Origin of the sequence: Pseudoalteromonas sp. BSi20495 (genome assembly GCF_000241185.1) — a bacterium.
Lineage (GTDB): Bacteria > Pseudomonadota > Gammaproteobacteria > Enterobacterales > Alteromonadaceae > Pseudoalteromonas > Pseudoalteromonas fuliginea.
This window is the reverse complement of sequence record NZ_BADY01000041.1, coordinates 79,599-96,787: the sequence shown is the minus strand read 5'-3', so window position 1 is coordinate 96,787 and position 17,189 is coordinate 79,599. Positions and strand designations below refer to the sequence as shown.

Annotated in this window: 19 protein-coding genes and 1 pseudogene; 16 read left to right on the top strand and 4 right to left on the bottom strand. The window is 38.4% G+C overall.

The window, feature by feature from the left end; all coding sequences use genetic code 11:
• The first annotated feature begins 116 nt into the window (after window positions 1-116).
• The 5 genes from P20495_RS14270 to ubiA all read left to right on the top strand — a co-directional run bounded on the left by P20495_RS14270 (window position 117) and on the right by ubiA (window position 5,655).
• Window positions 117-1,253, top strand: coding sequence for a hypothetical protein (locus P20495_RS14270; protein WP_008134906.1), 1,137 nt, complete (start codon window positions 117-119; stop codon window positions 1,251-1,253).
• Window positions 1,254-1,548: 295 nt separating this feature from the next.
• Window positions 1,549-3,717: a PKD domain-containing protein gene (locus P20495_RS14275; protein ID WP_008134904.1), complete on the top strand. Its 2,169-nt coding sequence runs from the start codon at window positions 1,549-1,551 to the stop codon at window positions 3,715-3,717.
• 241 nt (window positions 3,718-3,958) lie between these two features.
• On the top strand, window positions 3,959-4,159 hold the full coding sequence (locus P20495_RS22770; protein ID WP_083829645.1) for a transposase: 201 nt from the start codon (window positions 3,959-3,961) through the stop codon (window positions 4,157-4,159).
• A 69-nt stretch (window positions 4,160-4,228) separates the two neighbouring features.
• Window positions 4,229-4,780 (top strand): chorismate lyase, encoded by a 552-nt coding sequence (locus P20495_RS14280; protein ID WP_008134897.1) that lies wholly within the window; start codon window positions 4,229-4,231, stop codon window positions 4,778-4,780.
• Entirely contained in the window at window positions 4,777-5,655 is an 879-nt protein-coding gene (gene ubiA / locus P20495_RS14285; protein ID WP_008134895.1) for a 4-hydroxybenzoate octaprenyltransferase, read from the top strand. Before P20495_RS14280 ends, ubiA begins: the two co-directional genes overlap by 4 nt.
• A 12-nt stretch (window positions 5,656-5,667) precedes the next feature.
• Here the strand turns inward: ubiA and P20495_RS14290 are convergent, their stop codons facing one another.
• From P20495_RS14290 to P20495_RS14300, 3 genes are all read right to left on the bottom strand, one after another.
• Window positions 5,668-6,288, bottom strand: coding sequence for a 2OG-Fe(II) oxygenase (locus P20495_RS14290; protein WP_007377865.1), 621 nt, complete (start codon window positions 6,286-6,288; stop codon window positions 5,668-5,670).
• Window positions 6,289-6,382: 94 nt separating this feature from the next.
• On the bottom strand, window positions 6,383-7,267 hold the full coding sequence (locus P20495_RS14295; RefSeq protein ID WP_007377864.1) for a LysR family transcriptional regulator: 885 nt from the start codon (window positions 7,265-7,267) through the stop codon (window positions 6,383-6,385).
• A gap of 385 nt (window positions 7,268-7,652) precedes the next feature.
• On the bottom strand, window positions 7,653-8,075 hold the full coding sequence (locus P20495_RS14300) for a DUF2721 domain-containing protein (protein WP_007377863.1): 423 nt from the start codon (window positions 8,073-8,075) through the stop codon (window positions 7,653-7,655).
• 84 nt (window positions 8,076-8,159) lie between these two features.
• On the opposite strand from P20495_RS14300, the gene P20495_RS14305 reads away from it, so the two are divergent.
• Genes P20495_RS14305 through tsaD form a run of 3 tightly spaced genes read left to right on the top strand, consistent with a single transcriptional unit; the run spans window position 8,160 to window position 10,150 of the window.
• Window positions 8,160-8,513, top strand: coding sequence for a DUF2007 domain-containing protein (locus P20495_RS14305; RefSeq protein WP_008134890.1), 354 nt, complete (start codon window positions 8,160-8,162; stop codon window positions 8,511-8,513).
• Complete coding sequence (locus P20495_RS14310; protein WP_008134889.1) at window positions 8,506-9,096, top strand: YjaG family protein; 591 nt, start codon at window positions 8,506-8,508, stop codon at window positions 9,094-9,096. Before P20495_RS14305 ends, P20495_RS14310 begins: the two co-directional genes overlap by 8 nt.
• Before the next feature lie 40 nt (window positions 9,097-9,136).
• Window positions 9,137-10,150: a tRNA (adenosine(37)-N6)-threonylcarbamoyltransferase complex transferase subunit TsaD gene (tsaD, locus tag P20495_RS14315; protein WP_007377860.1), complete on the top strand. Its 1,014-nt coding sequence runs from the start codon at window positions 9,137-9,139 to the stop codon at window positions 10,148-10,150.
• Window positions 10,151-10,170: 20 nt separating this feature from the next.
• On the opposite strand, the gene plsY is transcribed toward tsaD, so the two are convergent.
• Complete coding sequence (plsY, locus tag P20495_RS14320; protein WP_008134886.1) at window positions 10,171-10,773, bottom strand: glycerol-3-phosphate 1-O-acyltransferase PlsY; 603 nt, start codon at window positions 10,771-10,773, stop codon at window positions 10,171-10,173.
• 247 nt (window positions 10,774-11,020) lie between these two features.
• On the opposite strand from plsY, the gene folB reads away from it, so the two are divergent.
• The 8 genes and pseudogenes from folB to P20495_RS14355 all read left to right on the top strand — a co-directional run bounded on the left by folB (window position 11,021) and on the right by P20495_RS14355 (window position 17,187).
• On the top strand, window positions 11,021-11,380 hold the full coding sequence (gene folB / locus P20495_RS14325) for a dihydroneopterin aldolase (RefSeq protein WP_008134884.1): 360 nt from the start codon (window positions 11,021-11,023) through the stop codon (window positions 11,378-11,380).
• A pseudogene (gene folK, locus P20495_RS20325) lies at window positions 11,381-11,868 on the top strand (2-amino-4-hydroxy-6-hydroxymethyldihydropteridine diphosphokinase).
• Window positions 11,865-12,665: an undecaprenyl-diphosphate phosphatase gene (locus tag P20495_RS14330; protein ID WP_007377856.1), complete on the top strand. Its 801-nt coding sequence runs from the start codon at window positions 11,865-11,867 to the stop codon at window positions 12,663-12,665. The pseudogene folK and the gene P20495_RS14330 overlap by 4 nt, the downstream one beginning before the upstream one ends.
• 179 nt (window positions 12,666-12,844) lie before the next feature.
• On the top strand, window positions 12,845-14,200 hold the full coding sequence (gene mpl / locus P20495_RS14335) for a UDP-N-acetylmuramate:L-alanyl-gamma-D-glutamyl-meso-diaminopimelate ligase (protein ID WP_008134879.1): 1,356 nt from the start codon (window positions 12,845-12,847) through the stop codon (window positions 14,198-14,200).
• Window position 14,201: 1 nt separating this feature from the next.
• Window positions 14,202-14,822: a flavin prenyltransferase UbiX gene (locus tag P20495_RS14340; protein ID WP_002961027.1), complete on the top strand. Its 621-nt coding sequence runs from the start codon at window positions 14,202-14,204 to the stop codon at window positions 14,820-14,822.
• Entirely contained in the window at window positions 14,822-15,751 is a 930-nt protein-coding gene (locus P20495_RS14345) for an ABC transporter ATP-binding protein (protein WP_008134875.1), read from the top strand. Before P20495_RS14340 ends, P20495_RS14345 begins: the two co-directional genes overlap by 1 nt.
• On the top strand, window positions 15,752-16,519 hold the full coding sequence (locus P20495_RS14350; protein ID WP_007377852.1) for an ABC transporter permease: 768 nt from the start codon (window positions 15,752-15,754) through the stop codon (window positions 16,517-16,519).
• Window positions 16,519-17,187 (top strand): tRNA (guanosine(46)-N(7))-methyltransferase TrmB, encoded by a 669-nt coding sequence (locus P20495_RS14355; RefSeq protein WP_008134874.1) that lies wholly within the window; start codon window positions 16,519-16,521, stop codon window positions 17,185-17,187. The genes P20495_RS14350 and P20495_RS14355 overlap by 1 nt, the downstream gene beginning before the upstream one ends.
• The last annotated feature ends 2 nt before the right edge of the window (window positions 17,188-17,189 follow it).

Genomic DNA, 17,189 nt, shown 5'->3' with positions numbered 1-17,189 from the left:
AAAAAATGCTAAGATTCAATTAGTAAAATTGGGACGTGGTAAGTAATAAACAATCGAATATTGAGTTATTGCTTCCTCGCCCTTTGCCTCTGCAAACCATTTACAGGAATTTATGTATGCACTTAATAACCATATTAATAGTGCTCTGTGGCCTGTTAAGCTTTTACGCAAATGGACATACCTATTACTCTTTAAATACCGAACAAGAACAGCTTGGACACGGGTTTGAGCAGGAATTAGGCATACCGCTTGAACCATGCCTCGATGGTCAGTGGCAATTTCAAGGCGGTAGTATGGGCGATTTGGCTTATCGTGGCGACTTTGACTCAGATACCATGATCAATACCATCACAGGCAGCGTAAAGGCTGGTATCAACTTGGTTATTTTTGGAGGTTCAGCCAAATTTTCCATGCGCAGGAAAGTAACAAAAAATAGAAATTCTGCCGCCTCGGCAGTAGAATTAACCTATGAAAAAGGAAGTTATAACTTTGAAAATAGAACGACTAAAATGGCTATTCAAGGGCTACTAAATACAGATCCAAATCAAGTAAGAAGCCGCTGTGGTGACAGCTTTATCCACAATATCAAACTCGGCTCGCGTATCTATGTAACAGCCAAACTCCATTTTAAAGATCGCGCTAAATACGAATGGTTTCAGACTAAAATCAAAGTGAAGTTTCTTTTTTTTAGTAAGACTTTTACTAAAACTAAAGTATTTCAAGAAGCTACCAAAGATGCTGTATATACTATTCAGGTGAACACCGATGGTGGTATGACGGCAGAACTAGCAGGGCTAAGTAAAAATGGCACTATGCATTGTAAAACCGATAATCTAACTCCTTGTATAACGCATGCCGATAATTTGTTTAGCTATTTATTTGATGGTGGTGACTATGTTGATGATCTTAAAGACGAACATTTAAATATTTTAAAGTATGAAGTCGAAAGTTACGAGGATTCTGGCCATTATGACTTAGCCTATGCTGGTCAAGCTGCAATATCTGAGCGCTATATTGCGCTGTCCGCAAGGCTCAGAAGCTATCAAGATTTAGTTTATGACGAGATAGAGAGGTTGAGTGCGTTTAAAGCGGTATCTGAAGAGCCGCTTGAAATCGAGCAACTAGCAGCGCGTATTACTGCACGTAATACTCAACGTATCGGACTTGAGCAAGCTGGCGAGTATTGTGCAATTTTGCCCGGAACAACTCTTTGCGAAAGCCGTATTGAATCTGCGATAGCGAACGTTGACTAGTTGAACAAATATTTGGAAGAATATCTGCGATACTGCACGGTCTTAACCCGTTGTCTAGCCACATTAGTTAGATTGCTCTTTAACTAATGGGGTTATTTAACCTGAACTTTGGATGAAAAACAGGCTAATTGAAACCTCAAGTTACTTACACACTACAGTCTATAATTTAGCCTAATAAATTGAAAAAATAGCGTATTTGTTCTAGAGTGTAAACTTAATGATAAAAAGCTAAAGTCAACTCATATTTCATTGATTTATAATGTCTTTTTATATGCCCATCGACTAAGGATAGCCAATGACTTTTTTTAAATCACTTTTATTGCCGACAAATCTCATCCAATTAAATCTTATTCGATTTAAACAATTCACCTCTATATTTATTACTTTATTCCTCGTTTCGTGTGGGGGCGGCAGCTCTGGCTCTCCTGAGATAAAACTACCGCCAATTGAAGAACCGCTAAACTCTGTTACTGAAGTACCAACAAATCAAATATTACATGCGTTTTTTCGTGATCAAGATAGTTCTATTGGCAAACTATCTGGCAGCGTAACTATTGTCGCGCCTGAAGTTATTGATAGTGACCCCGCTAGAGTTGAGTCTGTATGGGCTTATTGGGTAGATGAGCAAGGAAATAAACAGGGTGATGCTTGGTTAAAAACTATGAAAAAATCGGTTTACGATCTTAATATTCCAGAGGATACAAGTATACCTGAAAATACCAATGCGTTACTTCTTTTGCCGGTAAACACCATTGGACAGGCCACGAAAGGTACCCTTATTCCCTTTCATGATTTCATCGGTAATGCTGAATTATCGGGGCCTGGTGGAAATAAAGTTCACACTTGGGATTATGGCGTTGGTCGCAAGAAAATTTCAATTCAACGCACAGAAGAGCAAGGTGGATTATGTATTTTTGATAATGGTTTAGTTAGTATTACGCATATGAATAATACTAAGGATGAAGTTGGGGAGAGTTATAATCGTAACGAACTCCCTAACGATATTAATGAGAATGCCTTCCCTCCTTATTCCTTTTTATGTGGTACGCAGCCAACACATTCCGAAGATATGATTTCTGATGAGACTGGAGTTTGGACGTATTCAACGCTAAATGACGCCATGTTTTACGGCACACTAGTTTACAATAGCTTTGTTAAATACCTAGGGGAGCCGCCACTGGAGGACAAAATTAGAATCCGTGTCCACTATGGTCAACAATATGAACAAAGCGCCTTTTGGGATGGCGCATATGCCAACTTTGGTGATGCGTATCCATTATTTTACTCTATGGCTTCACTTGACATCATTGCGCACGAAGTAGGCCATGGAGTTTTAAATAGAATATCTGATTTAAATCGATTCGATCATGAAATTAGTACTGATGCTCGTACCTTGCATGAAGCCTTTGGCGATATCTCAGGTGTAATGGCAAAATACGAGTTTACGGGACATTCAGATAATTGGATTCACGGCCAAGAGAATGGCGGCTTTATTCGTCATCTCGATCAGATAAAAACTGAAAATGGTGCAATTGATAGCTTTCTTGATTATGAAGAGGCTGGTGATAATTTCTATTTACGCATTGGTATGATCACCTACCCATTTTATTTACTATCAAATCAATGGGGAATAGAGCCTACCTATAAAGTGTATTTAAATTCAGCGAAGGTCTGTTGGAGTGCGTTGACCACACTAACTGAAGCTGCTGAATGTATTAAACAGCAAGCAGGTGTAGCTGGCTTATCTGAAGAAGATGTTGTTGAAGCTTTTAAGGTGGTAAAAATAAAACTTTTTGACCAAGGCGTGCTTAGCTATTTTAATGCAGAGAAAATTAAATTACGCACTCAGTTTACCGATGATAGCCGCTCAACGAGTCAAGTAGTTCAATGGTTATGGGATTTTGGAGACGGCCAAACTTCAACAGAAGCAAGCCCCGAGCATATCTTCGCAGAATCTGGAAGCTACCCAGTTAAGTTGACAGTAACTGATCAATCCGATGATCAGGATACCTTTGAACGGCTTATTCAGGTAACAGATGAGTATTGTTCAATAAACTCAGCTCGCGTCGATAAGCACATCACTCATGTTTTAATTGGTGATAACAACATTAATTATAGTTCAACAGCATGGGACTATACCCAAATGCCTATAGAGCTAATAGATCCCAGCAATACTATCATTAATATTCAAGGAGATACTGAAGTAACAGAGCGATCTACCTCATGGAAAGTCTGGATTGACCTCAACGATAATGGAATTTATGGCGATGAGGTTAATGAGCTTGTCGTAGATGAATTTGTCGAAGAGGGGCAACCTTATGGCCTTAATACTATACTCGATTTATCAACGCTGCCAAGGAGCCGTCAGGCTAAATTTATGAGAATTATTGGCGACTATGCCGTTTTTGGTCCTTGTTCTTCGAGTATAGGGGAAGCACTAGATTTACGTGTGAGTTGGCAGTAAATTCGGTTAATACACCCTATTGAGTCGAGCTATTTATACTAGAGCGCGCTGAACTTTGAGGTATGAAAATAAATAGCATGAAAGAAAGGCATAATTGAACTCGCTAGAAAACGATACACCTAATCTTAATACCAAGATTAATGTTCACAGGCGTCATGGATATCTTATCAAAAGTAATGTGCTTAAGTGGTCTAATTTATAATCAGTTTGATCATAGAAAAACGCTTGAAAGCATTATAATTTGTGCACAGATATTCCATGGCGAGATCTGACTTCTTACTTTGGTGCATGGAGTGCCATATGGAGGCGGTTTAACTTATGGACTAAAAAAGATATTTTGAACGAATTGTTTCGCTTATTATCTCGCGCTGCGATTAAATCCTCCCTAAGTCGAACCATTTTCCATCTTGCAAGGTCAACACGCCCTCGTTATTTACGATAATGAATGATCACTTTTTCAAATGCTTTGGCAATGTTATTATCGCGTTGGATTTTATTTAATAGAGTTATCGTGATTACTTTCCCTATTTCGTTATTAGTCAATTGGCAATGCACATCACAAGTAAGTGATTTATCATCCTCTGAACGTGAGTGGCTTTTTGAGCCACATTCCTTAACAGTTAAATTAAAAAGCAGGGCGCAAGTATTTAGCGTAAAAGTGCTCAGTGAAAAAATTTTTGATTTAACACTTGAGCAAAAAGCATTACTTGGCTGCGAAGCCTCAACGGCATTAAACCGAGAAGTACTTTTATTGTGCGATAATATTCCCATGGTATATGCACAAAGCTGGCTGCCAGATAATCAATTATCAAATCAACCAAAAAACCCTCTGCATAATATGGGGGATCGCCCATTAGGCGATGTTATTTTTCAAAATCCAGAGCTCGTGCGCAAAGAGATAGAAGTCGCTCGTTTTGATACAGAGCATCCGATACAGCAATTAGCATCACAACTAAACTTACCAATACAAAAGTTATTAGGCCGACGTAGCGTATTTTCGCTTAAAGATTACAATTTTTTGGTCTGTGAAGTGTTTTTACCTGGAGCGTACCTTTACTCATGAAGCTAGCAACCTTAAAGTCACAGCATCTCCCTTACTACATACAACTTATGCGTGTAGATAAACCAATTGGTACACTATTGTTACTTTGGCCGACCTATTGGGCTTTATGGCTTGCTAATGATGGAATGCCTAGCTTAGTCAACTTTGTTGTATTTACGCTTGGCGTTATTGTTATGCGAAGTGCAGGTTGCGTAATAAATGATTTTGCTGATAGAGAGATAGATGGCTCAGTAAAGCGGACCGCCCAGCGTCCATTGGCTTCGGGGCTGGTTAGCAGTGGTGAAGCACTTAGTTTGTTTTTACTATTAATAGTCATAGCATTTTTTTTAGTGTTGATACTCAGTTTTAATACTATTTTACTTTCTTTTGGGGCGTTGGCATTAGCCTTTTGTTATCCGTTTATGAAGCGCTACACACAGTTACCTCAAGTTGTACTCGGGGCAGCATTTGGCTGGGCAATACCGATGGCTTATATGGCTTCGATAAATGCACTTCCTTTACAGGCTTGGTTATTATTTATTGCTAATATTTGCTGGACGGTAGCCTACGACACAATGTATGCAATGGTAGACAGAGATGATGATTTAAAAATAGGCGTTAAATCGACGGCTATTTTGTTTGGTGAATACGATCGTCACATCATTTTTTTCCTTAATATGACCTTTGTAGTTATAGTGGCTTTTATAGGTTTTATTAATGAACTATCAACTGCATTTGGAGTTGGATTAAGTGTCGCTGCTGGTTTGTTGTTTTATCAGCAAACACTTATCCACAAACGTGAGCGCGGGGCATGTTTTAAAGCATTTTTAAATAATCACTATGTTGGATTAGCTATTTTTATAGGTTTATTGTTTTCGTATCCAATGGCTATTTAGTTTGAGTCATCTTTAGCGAGGCGGATCAATAATGCCGCTGATAGATGCGTTTTTTCTAAACCACCCAGCAATTGAATAACGATTATCTATGGCTGGCAATACCTCATGTACAAAACGCTCACTTTCAAATAAAACCAATGTACCGGCTTGAGGTTTTATTATTATTTCAATTTCTTTGCTTTTGGTTTTGTAGACAACGAGTTCACCACCTTGCGCAGGAGTATTTAGGTAAAGCACACTGGTAAAAACTCTGTTTGAGCGGCCTTTAAAAGCATCAACGTGTTTTTTATAAAAATCACCTTCAGTATATTTTGCATAGTGACATTCATAGTCAAATAAGCCCATGAAAAAAGTACGGTTAAGCGTTGTACGAATACTTTCCATAGTCGCTTGATAAGTTAATTGCGCTTGTGAGGTACCATCAAACCAAAAGGTCTTATCTTTGCGGATAGTATCGTCAATTTGCAAATTATTTAAACGGCCAATACCAGCGAGGCTAAATTGAGGATTTATACGATAACAGTCAGCCATTAAATCAATAATAAGCTCTTCATTTATAGCATTAGGTATAACAGTGTAGCCAAGCTCTTCGATATCATTTAAATAAGTATCGTCGGCTGAAAAGTTAATCATTCAAGTGGGTCATTTTTTGAAGGTGCGACAGTGTAGCTCAAAAGAAGTTAAAAGCTATCACTTTGTGTCGCACTTATCTCAAGACAAAACGAGGTTAGTTGATTGTCGTTGCGGCTTTTTTAATGAGAGATAACAGTTGATCTATATGTTCATTAACAGCTGTCTGTTTGTTTGTTTGTACGACTAACTGTTCGTGGCTTAAACTCTTATTTGTTTTTAGCTGAATTAACTCAGAGTGCTCTGCTACAGCATTCGTATGCTCTATGCTAGCAATAGCAAAGTGGTCTGACTTTTCTAAACCAGCTATGACCTGTTCAATACTACCCACTTTAATGCTTGATGACTTATTTAAAGAGTCAATTGCTTCATTTAGCATTGTTTGAACTTGTTTTGATTGCGAAAAGCAACCATACATCGGGTAGCTATCAAGGTCGTGCTTACTAATGTCATTTTTTTGAGCTAATGGGTGATTTTTAGATACGAATAAAATGAGTTGATCTGGTAAATGTATATCACTGCCAATACTATTAATCGCTTGTGAATATACGCTAATATCAATTTCACCTAGTTGAAGCTTTCGGCTCAGTTCGTGTTCTTCTTGCAGTTGCATTTCTATTTTTACATGTGGGTACTGTGCTAAAAATTGCCCGCAAGAAATAGGTACAACATTACTTGCTTTATTGGTGTAACCAATAATTAATTTCTCACCTGTTTTTCCACTTACGGATTGAAAAATAAGCTTTTTAGTAAGCTCTAGCTCAGATAAAGTGTTTTTTGCGTAATCAAGGAATAGCTCACCTTGCTGAGTTAGCTTTACAGAACGAGTTGAACGTTTAACTAGTTCGTATCCCATTTCATCCTCAAGTGTTTGAATACTTCGCGTAAGTGCGGAGGTGCTGATTTGGGTTTGTTCTGCTGCTTGTCTGAAATGGCGTAGTATGCCGAGTGCTACAAATTGTTCTAATTGTTCAAATCTCACTTTATAGTCCCTTTTTATAAGTAAGTCGCGGATGCCGCGAACATCAATTATATTAATTTTTAGCTAAACAAAATAGTAAAATTTAATATCTAAATGCGTTTGCAAATTTATGACAAATTTTGGTCAGGATATCCCCCTTTTAATATTTATCAAAGAGGTAAATTGTTAAAAAGTATTATCCTTTAGCCTTAAAACTCATGATTTATTACTTACCTAGTATCCTTTTTAGGGATAAGTAAATCATAAAAAAGACTTTGTAATCAATTTTTTATATATTCTAGTAAAGACGAACATTCTAAATTAAGAAAAAAGTATGCCACATAATAGGGTATTGATTAAGCACAATTTACGAATAGTTGAATGAACATTGACACATATCAGCTTTTTATTTAACAAAGTTACGATTAACACGGTTGCTTAATGGTTTGTTTTCTATGCTTTGGAGTTCTATTTCAATAGCATCACATGATATGTGGATTTCAAATAAAGAGGTTAATAACGATAAACTTAAGCAAGTTAAGCTAACACCAAATAAAATAATGCCCGCTGTATTAAATTCAATAAATAGTGCAAACATGGATAAAGTGCATAATAAAAATGATGCCACACCATATACTTGCATAGTTCTAATTAGCTTAATACGCTTTCTCAAGTTTGTTATTTGCGCGACGACAACGGGACGAATTGACTCTCCTTCTCGTGCATTTAGTTCCCGAATTAATTGTGCTAATACTAAAAATCGGTTTGTGTAGGCAAGTAATAACAATGATATTGCAGGAAAAAGTAAACCTGGAGTGGTGAGTGTCATAATGTATCCTTAAGTGGTATTACTAGCTTTAATTTGTACAGCGTAACGCAAGATATTGTATACATAAAATAAACGAGGTGGAAATTGCAAAATACTAATAATACAAACGAAACGGTAGGCTCTTTTCAATGGGTAACAATTTATAATGCCGAAAATACCCTTGAAGCTAATATTCTTAAAGGTTTAATACAAACAAGTGGTATTGAATGCCAAATTAAAGGAGAGATGTTGCAAGGCGCAATGGGAGAAATCCCATTTGATCAAACCCAAGCTAGCGTGCAGGTTTATGCGATAAAAGAGCGCCATGCGCGACAAATATTGGTAAACTATCAACAAGTAAAACAATCCGCTCCAGATTGGGTATGCCCTAACTGTAATGAGCATAATGGATCAACATTTGATTTTTGTTGGTCATGTGAGACATTAAAGAATGACTAAAGCAAATAATTTTCAGCGTATTAGAGAGCTAAACTATTTACAAAAAGCCGTTTTAGCGAGTGCTTTAATTGAGCGAATGCTGCCAAATTACGGTTTATTTAGCGAAGCAACAGGGTTTGGTGACGAAACCTTATTACGAAATTCGCTTAATGTTTGTTGGGAAAAAATATTACTACCTAAAAGTAAAATAGATCTCGAGAAACAAGTTGAAAAAATAGAGCCAAATGTTCCTGAACTTGCTGATTTTGATATGTTTGGTACGTATCCAGCTATTGATGCAGCAACGTCGTTACTTAGCTTAATGCACGGTTTAATGGCGCAAGACGAGCAAGAGTTCATTAGTGTAAGCAAAATATCGCAAGCGACCGTTGCGCGTTTTATTGAATACCAAATGACAGTTGAAGGTGAAATCGCAGATAATACCGCCGTTAGAGAGCATCCATTAATGCAATACGAGATTGAAGTATTGGGTGAGCTAATTGATTTTGTAGAGAATATGGGGCGTATTACCTCCGATAGCGTAAAGGCACTTAAAAAGTTTGCCCTTGAAGATGGCCAAACAAATATTGGTCTTTCGTTATAAAAATAGTTTAGTAATAATTTAAAAAGGCTGGAGAAATACTGTGCGAATTTTAGGCATTGAATCGTCGTGTGATGAAACGGGTATAGCAATATACGATGATGAAAAAGGCTTGTTAGCTCATCAATTATATAGCCAAGTAAAAGTACACGCTGATTATGGCGGTGTAGTGCCGGAGCTTGCATCACGCGATCATGTTCGTAAAACGCTACCGCTTATAGATGCTGCTTTTGCGCAAGCTGGTTGTGGCCCCGAAGATTTAGATGGTATTGCTTATACTGCAGGACCTGGCTTGGTTGGCGCACTACTTGTAGGTACCTCCATTGGCCGCTCTCTAGCATACGGGTGGGATATTCCTGCGGTAGCGGTTCATCACATGGAAGGGCATTTACTTGCCCCTATGCTTGAGGAAAATATCCCTGAGTTTCCGTTTATTGCTTTATTAGTATCTGGCGGTCATACCATGATGGTTAAAGTAGCAGGTATTGGACAATACGAAGTACTAGGTGAGTCGGTTGATGATGCTGCAGGTGAGGCTTTTGATAAAACGGCTAAGTTGCTTGGTCTTGATTACCCCGGTGGTCCGCGCTTAGCTAAAATGGCTGAACAAGGTGTTGCTAAACGCTTTGTATTTCCTCGTCCGATGACTGATAAACCAGGCCTTGATTTTAGTTTTAGTGGTTTAAAAACAGCTGCATCAATCACTATTCGTGAAAATGATGATGACGAACAAACTAAAGCCGATATAGCGCATGCATTTCAAACTGCAGTTATTGATACGCTTGTTATTAAATGTAAGCGAGCACTTAAACAAACCGGTATTAAACGTTTAGTCATTGCAGGCGGAGTAAGTGCAAACACACAGCTTCGTTTACAGCTTGAGCGCGTTATGAAGGGCATGAAAGGCGAGGTTTTTTATCCTCGTACTGAGTTTTGTACCGACAATGGAGCAATGATTGCTTATGCGGGTATGCAGCGTTTAAAAGCAGGGCAATTTGCCACGCTTGATATGAAAACAAAACCGCGTTGGCCAATAGATAGCTTGGAAGCTATTTGATACTCGATATATTAAATGTTTTAATTTTCATCTGTGGGTGTTTTTTTAGTGCCCACTTTTGGTTCATCGCCACTAAATAATCTAATAATATTAGTGCGATGACGAAAAATAATTAAGATCGTAATAAAAGCGACTGGTAATGTATAAAGTGGTTTTATTAGCCAAGTATACAAAGGTGCTAAAGAGACAGTAACCAATGCTGCAAGTGATGAATAACGTGTAACTGCAATAATAACTAACCACGTAAAAATAAGTAAACCCGCCAGCGATAAACCAATAGGTAACAATGACCCAAATGCTGTAGCGACTGCTTTACCGCCTCTGAAACTAAAAAACAGTGGATACATATGTCCTAAACACGCAGCAACTGCAATCAAACCTAACTCAAATGGCTCAAACTTTAAAAAATAAGCGCCCCAGACCGGAATCGTCCCTTTTAAAATATCAAAAATTAACACTAAGCAAGCAGGTAATGCACCTCCCAATCTATAAACATTAGTTGCGCCAGGGTTGTTAGAACCATGGCTTCGAGGATCTGGAAGGGAGAATAGTCGTGACACCAATATGGCCGATGAAATTGACCCGAGTAAATAAGCTAAAACAAATATCAAAATGGCTAACACACGCTTCCTTACTTTTTTATTGTTATACCAACCACATTTAATGCAATTGGTATTGCTTTTGGGCTATTATTGGCGGCAAAATTTATCGTAAAAATTATTATGCTTCTTTCATTACTAGCTAACTTAGCTATTTTGTTATTGTAGAAGGATTTTTTACATATTTAAACACTGATTAAAGCATATACAGCATTAATTTTTTTGATGCTTTATATAACAAGTTCAGTCGTTTTGGTTATTTGGAGTATCAATGGACAAGGTATTTATATCTCAATTGCACGTCGACACCATTATTGGAGTGTACGACTTTGAAAAAGAAAGTAAACAGAGCCTTTATTTTGATATTGAAATGCTGAGTGATATTAAACCCGCAGCTGCGAATGACGATATTAATTTAGCACTTGATTACTCAAAAGTAAGTGAGCGAGTTATTGAGCACTGCACTGCTAAACCAGTTGAATTACTCGAAACATTAGTAGAACAATTAGCGCAAATTATTTTGACTGAATTTAATACTCCACAAGTAACAATTAAAGTAAGTAAACCCGCAGCAGTGGCGCAAGCGCAAACTGTAGGTGTTGAAATTACACGCGCTAAGGTAAGTAAGTAAATGGCGCAGATTTATATCAGCCTTGGGTCAAATATAAATAAAGTACATTACATGCAATCTGCATTAATCGCACTTGAGCGCCACTTTAAAAAATTATTCACTCGTCTGTTTTTGAGAGTGAAGCGGTGGGGTTTGCTGGTAATAATTTTTATAACTCGGTGGTTGCAGCGACAACAAGCATGGCATTGGCTGATGTATGCGCTCTATTAAAGCAAATAGAACGTGATAATGGCCGTACTGCCAGTGACAAAAAATTTAGCCCTCGGACACTGGATTTAGATTTACTGTTTTACGACGATGTAATTTGCCAAAGCCCTGCACAACTGCCCCGTGACGAAATAACTAAAAATGCATTTGTATTACAGCCTCTGAGCGAGGTTGCTCCTGATTTTTATCACCCTGTAGCTAAACAAACAATTGCCCAGTTATGGAGTGCGTATAATAACCCTCAACAAAAATTATGGAAGGTGGAGTTTTCTAACCCATGAGTATTATTGAAATAATTATTTTAGCCCTCATTCAGGGGTTTACTGAGTTTCTACCTATATCGAGTTCAGCGCATTTAATTCTACCATCGCAAGTTTTAGGCTGGGAAGATCAGGGACTTGCATTTGATGTCGCTGTTCACGTTGGGACTTTAATTGCGGTCGTTATTTATTTTCGTAAAGAGGTGGCCGATATACTTACTGGGTGGTTTAAATCATTTGGCGCACAAGGTACTACAGATGATAGTAAGTTAGGCTGGTGGATTATTTTAGGCACTGTTCCAGCGGCTATTTTAGGCTTACTGCTAAAAGACTTAGTTGAATTGTATTTACGCAGTGCATGGGTTATTGCCACAACGACCATTGTATTTGGTTTACTCCTTTGGTACGCCGATGCAAAAGGTAAGCAAATTAAAACTATTTACCAACTTAATTGGAAAACAGCGCTTCTCATCGGTTTTGCACAAGCTGTTGCAATGATCCCGGGAACTTCTCGCTCAGGTATTACCATGACTGCTGGTTTAATGCTTGGAATGAATAAGCAAAGCGCAGCGCGTTTTTCGTTTTTACTGGCAATTCCTATTATTTCTATGATGGGGCTATATTACACAGTAGAGCTTGCGCTAGGCGATCATGTTGTAGATTGGAACACGTTATTACTAGGTGTGGGGTTATCGTTCCTATCAGCTTATGCATGTATATTTATGTTTTTGAAAGTGATAGAGCGAATGGGTATGCTGCCGTTTGTAATATACCGCTTATTACTAGGTGTTGGCTTGATTGTATTTTTGACAATGTAGTTAACCACCGACGAACAAAAAAGCCTTCTAACTTAAGAAGGCTTTTTTGTTATTAAAGTGTTGTTTTTTGGCATGAGTGAAATGCTTACTCGCAATGGTAACTCAGCACTAATTTTGGCATTATAGCGCCATTAAACTTTACATTACTGTAAAGTGGTCACGCGATTTAAGGAAAGTATATGCATATACATATTTTGGGCATTTGTGGCACGTTTATGGGTGGTATTGCAGCCATAGCTAAATCGTTGGGTCATAAAGTAACCGGCTCTGATCAAAACGTTTACCCGCCAATGAGTACGCAACTTGAAGATCTTGGTATTGAATTAACCCAAGGCTATGACGTATCTCAATTAGATCCAAAGCCTGATATGGTGGTTATTGGTAATGCAATGAGCCGTGGTAACCCGTGTGTTGAATATGTCCTTGATAAAGGTCTGCCTTATACTTCAGGTCCTGAATGGCTTAAACATAATTTATTGCAAAACTCATGGGTGCTTGCTGTAGCAGGGACCCATGGAAAAACAACCACAGCGAGTATGTTGGCATGGGTATTAGAATACGCTGGCTTAAAGCCTGGGTTTTTAATTGGCGGCATAGTACAAAACTTTGGTATATCAGCGAAAGTGGGCGAAACGCCATTTTTTGTTATTGAAGCCGATGAATACGACACTGCTTTTTTTGATAAGCGCAGTAAGTTTGTGCATTACCTCCCACGTACGCTTATTTTAAATAACCTTGAATTTGATCATGCTGATATTTTTGAAGATTTAAACGCAATAAAAAAACAATTTCATCACTTAATGCGTACATTACCCCAAAGCGGCAAGGTAATTTGGCCAAAGCAAGACGTAGCGCTTAATGACGTAATAGCACAAGGGCTTTGGAGCGAAAGCGAAACGCTCGGTGTTGATTGGAATTATGAGCTAATAAAAGCCGATGGTAGTGAGTTTAATGTATTACTTAATGGCGAAAAGCAGGGAGTTGTTCGCTGGCAAGCAATAGGCGAGCATAATGTTAAAAATGCGATAATGGCTATAGCTGCTGCGCGCCATGTGGGTATAGCCATTGATCATAGTATTGATGCGTTAGGAGAATTTATTAGCCCTAAAAGGCGTATGGAGCTTAAGGCTGATATAAATAATATTAAAGTGTATGACGACTTTGCGCATCACCCAACGGCAATTAAAACAACGCTTGCGGGCTTGCGCGCAAAAGTAGGCGATGAAAAAATTATCGCTATTTTAGAGCCGCGCTCAAACACCATGAAAATGGGCGTACACCAACATACATTATTAGATTCACTGCGTGATGCTGACGAGGTACTACTTTTTGAACCAGAGAATCTAAATTGGTCGCTAAAAGAACAAGCAGATAAAGCGGGTATGCAGTGCTTTAACAGTACACAAACAATTATTGATGCAGTGCTTGAAAATATTGAGCCTAATCAACACATTTTAATTATGAGCAATGGCGGTTTTAATGGCCTTCATCAACACCTTGTTAATGGTTTAGCTGCTAAATACAGCGGAGAATAACGTGCAATTTAAAGATAGAATTACGCTCGCTTTTAGTGGTGCATCGGGTGCGCCTTATGGGCTTAGGTTACTTGAAGTATTGCTTGAGCAGCAATTTCAAGTTTACGTACTTATCTCAAGTGCTGCGCGAGTGGTGCTTGATACAGAATCAAACATCAAGCTCTCTGGTAATGAAGATAAAGCCACTGAGCAGTTAAGTACGCTGTTTAATGCCAAACCTGAGCAGCTAAAAGTATACGGTAAAGATAACTGGTTTAGCCCTGTGGCTTCGGGCTCAGCTGCACCTAAAAAAATGGTGGTATGTCCGTGTAGTGCCGGATCGGTTTCTGCAATTGCAGTGGGGGCGTCAGATAATTTATTAGAACGCGCCGCTGATGTGGTAATTAAAGAACGCGGACAGCTCATTTTAGTGCCTCGCGAAACACCATTCAACGAAATTCATTTAGAAAACATGCTTAAGTTATCTCGTTTAGGGGTGACAATTATGCCAGCAGCGCCTGGTTTTTATCATAAACCACAAAGTATTGAAGACTTAGTTGATTTTATGGTGGCGAGAATTTTAGATCATTTAAACATTGAACATAACCTAACAAAGCGTTGGGGTTATGGTGAGGGTAAATAATGAATAAGCAAAATATTGCTTTAAATATTGAAGGCCTAACCAAGGTTTATAAAAATGGTGTCGAAGCTGTAAAGGGCGTTGATTTACAAGTTGAAGAGGGCGATTTTTTCGCTTTACTTGGTCCAAACGGAGCAGGTAAATCAACTACTATTGGTGTTATTTCGTCACTTGTTAATAAAACAAAAGGCAAAGTAGAGGTATTCGGTTGTGATATTGATACTGATTTAGAAGCTGCAAAAGCGCATTTAGGACTCGTGCCGCAAGAGTTTAATTTTAGCCAGTTTGAAACGCTTAGCCAAATACTGGTTAACCAAGCCGGTTATTATGGAGTACCACGCGGCGAAGCCCACAAGCGCGCCGATAAATACCTAGCGCAGCTTGGCTTACTTGAGAAAAAAGACAAACAAGCGCGTACGCTTTCAGGCGGTATGAAACGCCGTTTAATGATTGCCCGCGCACTTATGCACGAGCCAAAACTGCTTATACTTGATGAACCAACAGCAGGTGTAGACATAGAACTTCGCCGTTCAATGTGGGATTTTTTACGCCAAATAAATGAGCAAGGCGTAACGATTATTTTAACCACACACTACCTTGAAGAAGCTGAGTTACTGTGTAAAAACATCGCCATAATCGATAATGGCCGAATTGTTGAAAACACCACAATTAAAGCGTTGCTTGCAAAGCTTGATAAAGAAACCTTTATTTTAGATTTAAAAATGCCTGCAAACCCTGTCACGCTTGAAGGCTATAAATTTACCATGACGGACGATCACACTGTTGAAGTTGAAGTCGCTAAATCTCAGGGGTTAAATGCGGTATTTAGTGCATTAACAACTCAAGGTAATACTGTTTTGAGTATGCGAAATAAAGCAAACAGACTAGAAGAGTTATTTGTAGGATTATTAGAGCAAGGGCGGAGCGAATAAATGTTTAAATATGGCGTAGCCTTAAAGAGTTTATGGATTAAAGAGTGCATTCGTTTTTTACGTATTTGGGTGCAAACCCTAGTGCCACCGGCAATTACGATGAGCTTATATTTTGTTATTTTTGGTAACTTGATTGGTTCACGGATTGGCGATATGGGTGGCTTTAGCTACATGGAGTTTATTGTACCTGGTCTTATAATGATGTCGGTTATTACTAATTCCTATTCCAACGTAGCCTCTAGTTTTTACTCAACAAAATTCCAAAAAAGTATTGAAGAGCTTTTAGTTGCACCTGTGCCTAACTACATTATCGTACTTGGCTATATGGGCGGTGGTATGACGCGCGGTATTATGGTGGGCTTTATAGTTACCTGTGTGTCGTTGTTATTTGTTGATATTCAAATTCATAATATTTTTGTAATTATGGCGACCGTTATTTTAACCTCGGCTGTATTTGCTTTAGGTGGTTTAATTAATGCAATTTATGCAAATAGCTTTGACGATATAAGCATTATCCCCACCTTCATACTAACGCCATTAACCTACTTAGGAGGGGTGTTTTATTCTATATCGTTATTGCCTGAATTTTGGCAAAATGTATCACAAATCAATCCTATAATTTACATGGTTAACGCATTTCGTTATGGCTTTTTAGGCGTGTCGGATGTCGATTTAAGCGTGGCGCTTGGGGTTATTTTAGTATTTATAACAGCGTTATTTACATTAGCGCTTACATTAATTAAAAAAGGTGTGGGGCTAAGACACTAATGAGTGATGCAAATTCACGTAGTATTGTATCTAATCAAGCGGGTATTCACGAAAAGCTTGATGAAATAGTAAATACGCACTTAGAGGCTGAGTTTAAAAAACCGATTGCAGCGCATACTCAGGCCGCATTTGATGAAGTAAACGCTAAAGTACAGGCCTTTAATGGCCCGCTTATTTTAGACTCGTGCTGTGGCGTGGGTGAAAGCTCAGCTAACTTAGCTAAGCGCCATCCTGATGCACTTGTCATTGGTATTGATAAGTCATCACACAGATTAGATAAGCACGATGTTGAGTACAAGCAAACCGACAGCGGGCAATATATTTTAGTTCAAGCTGATTTAAATGATTTTTGGCGTTTAGCGGTTGCTGCTAATTGGCAACCTACGCACCATTACTTGTTGTATCCAAATCCATGGCCTAAGTCTAAGCATATTCGTAGACGCTGGCATGGCGCGGCTATTTTTCCATTTATTGTTAAGTTAGGTGGTCAATTAGAAGTGCGCAGCAATTGGGATATTTACGTTAAGGAGTTTGCTAGGGCACTTGAATTAACAGGTAACCCTTGCGATGTAACGCTTTATGAGTCAGACGATGCAATTACGCCTTTTGAACGCAAATATTGGGCCAGTGGCCAGCAAAGCCACCGACTCATTATTAATTTAACCTAATG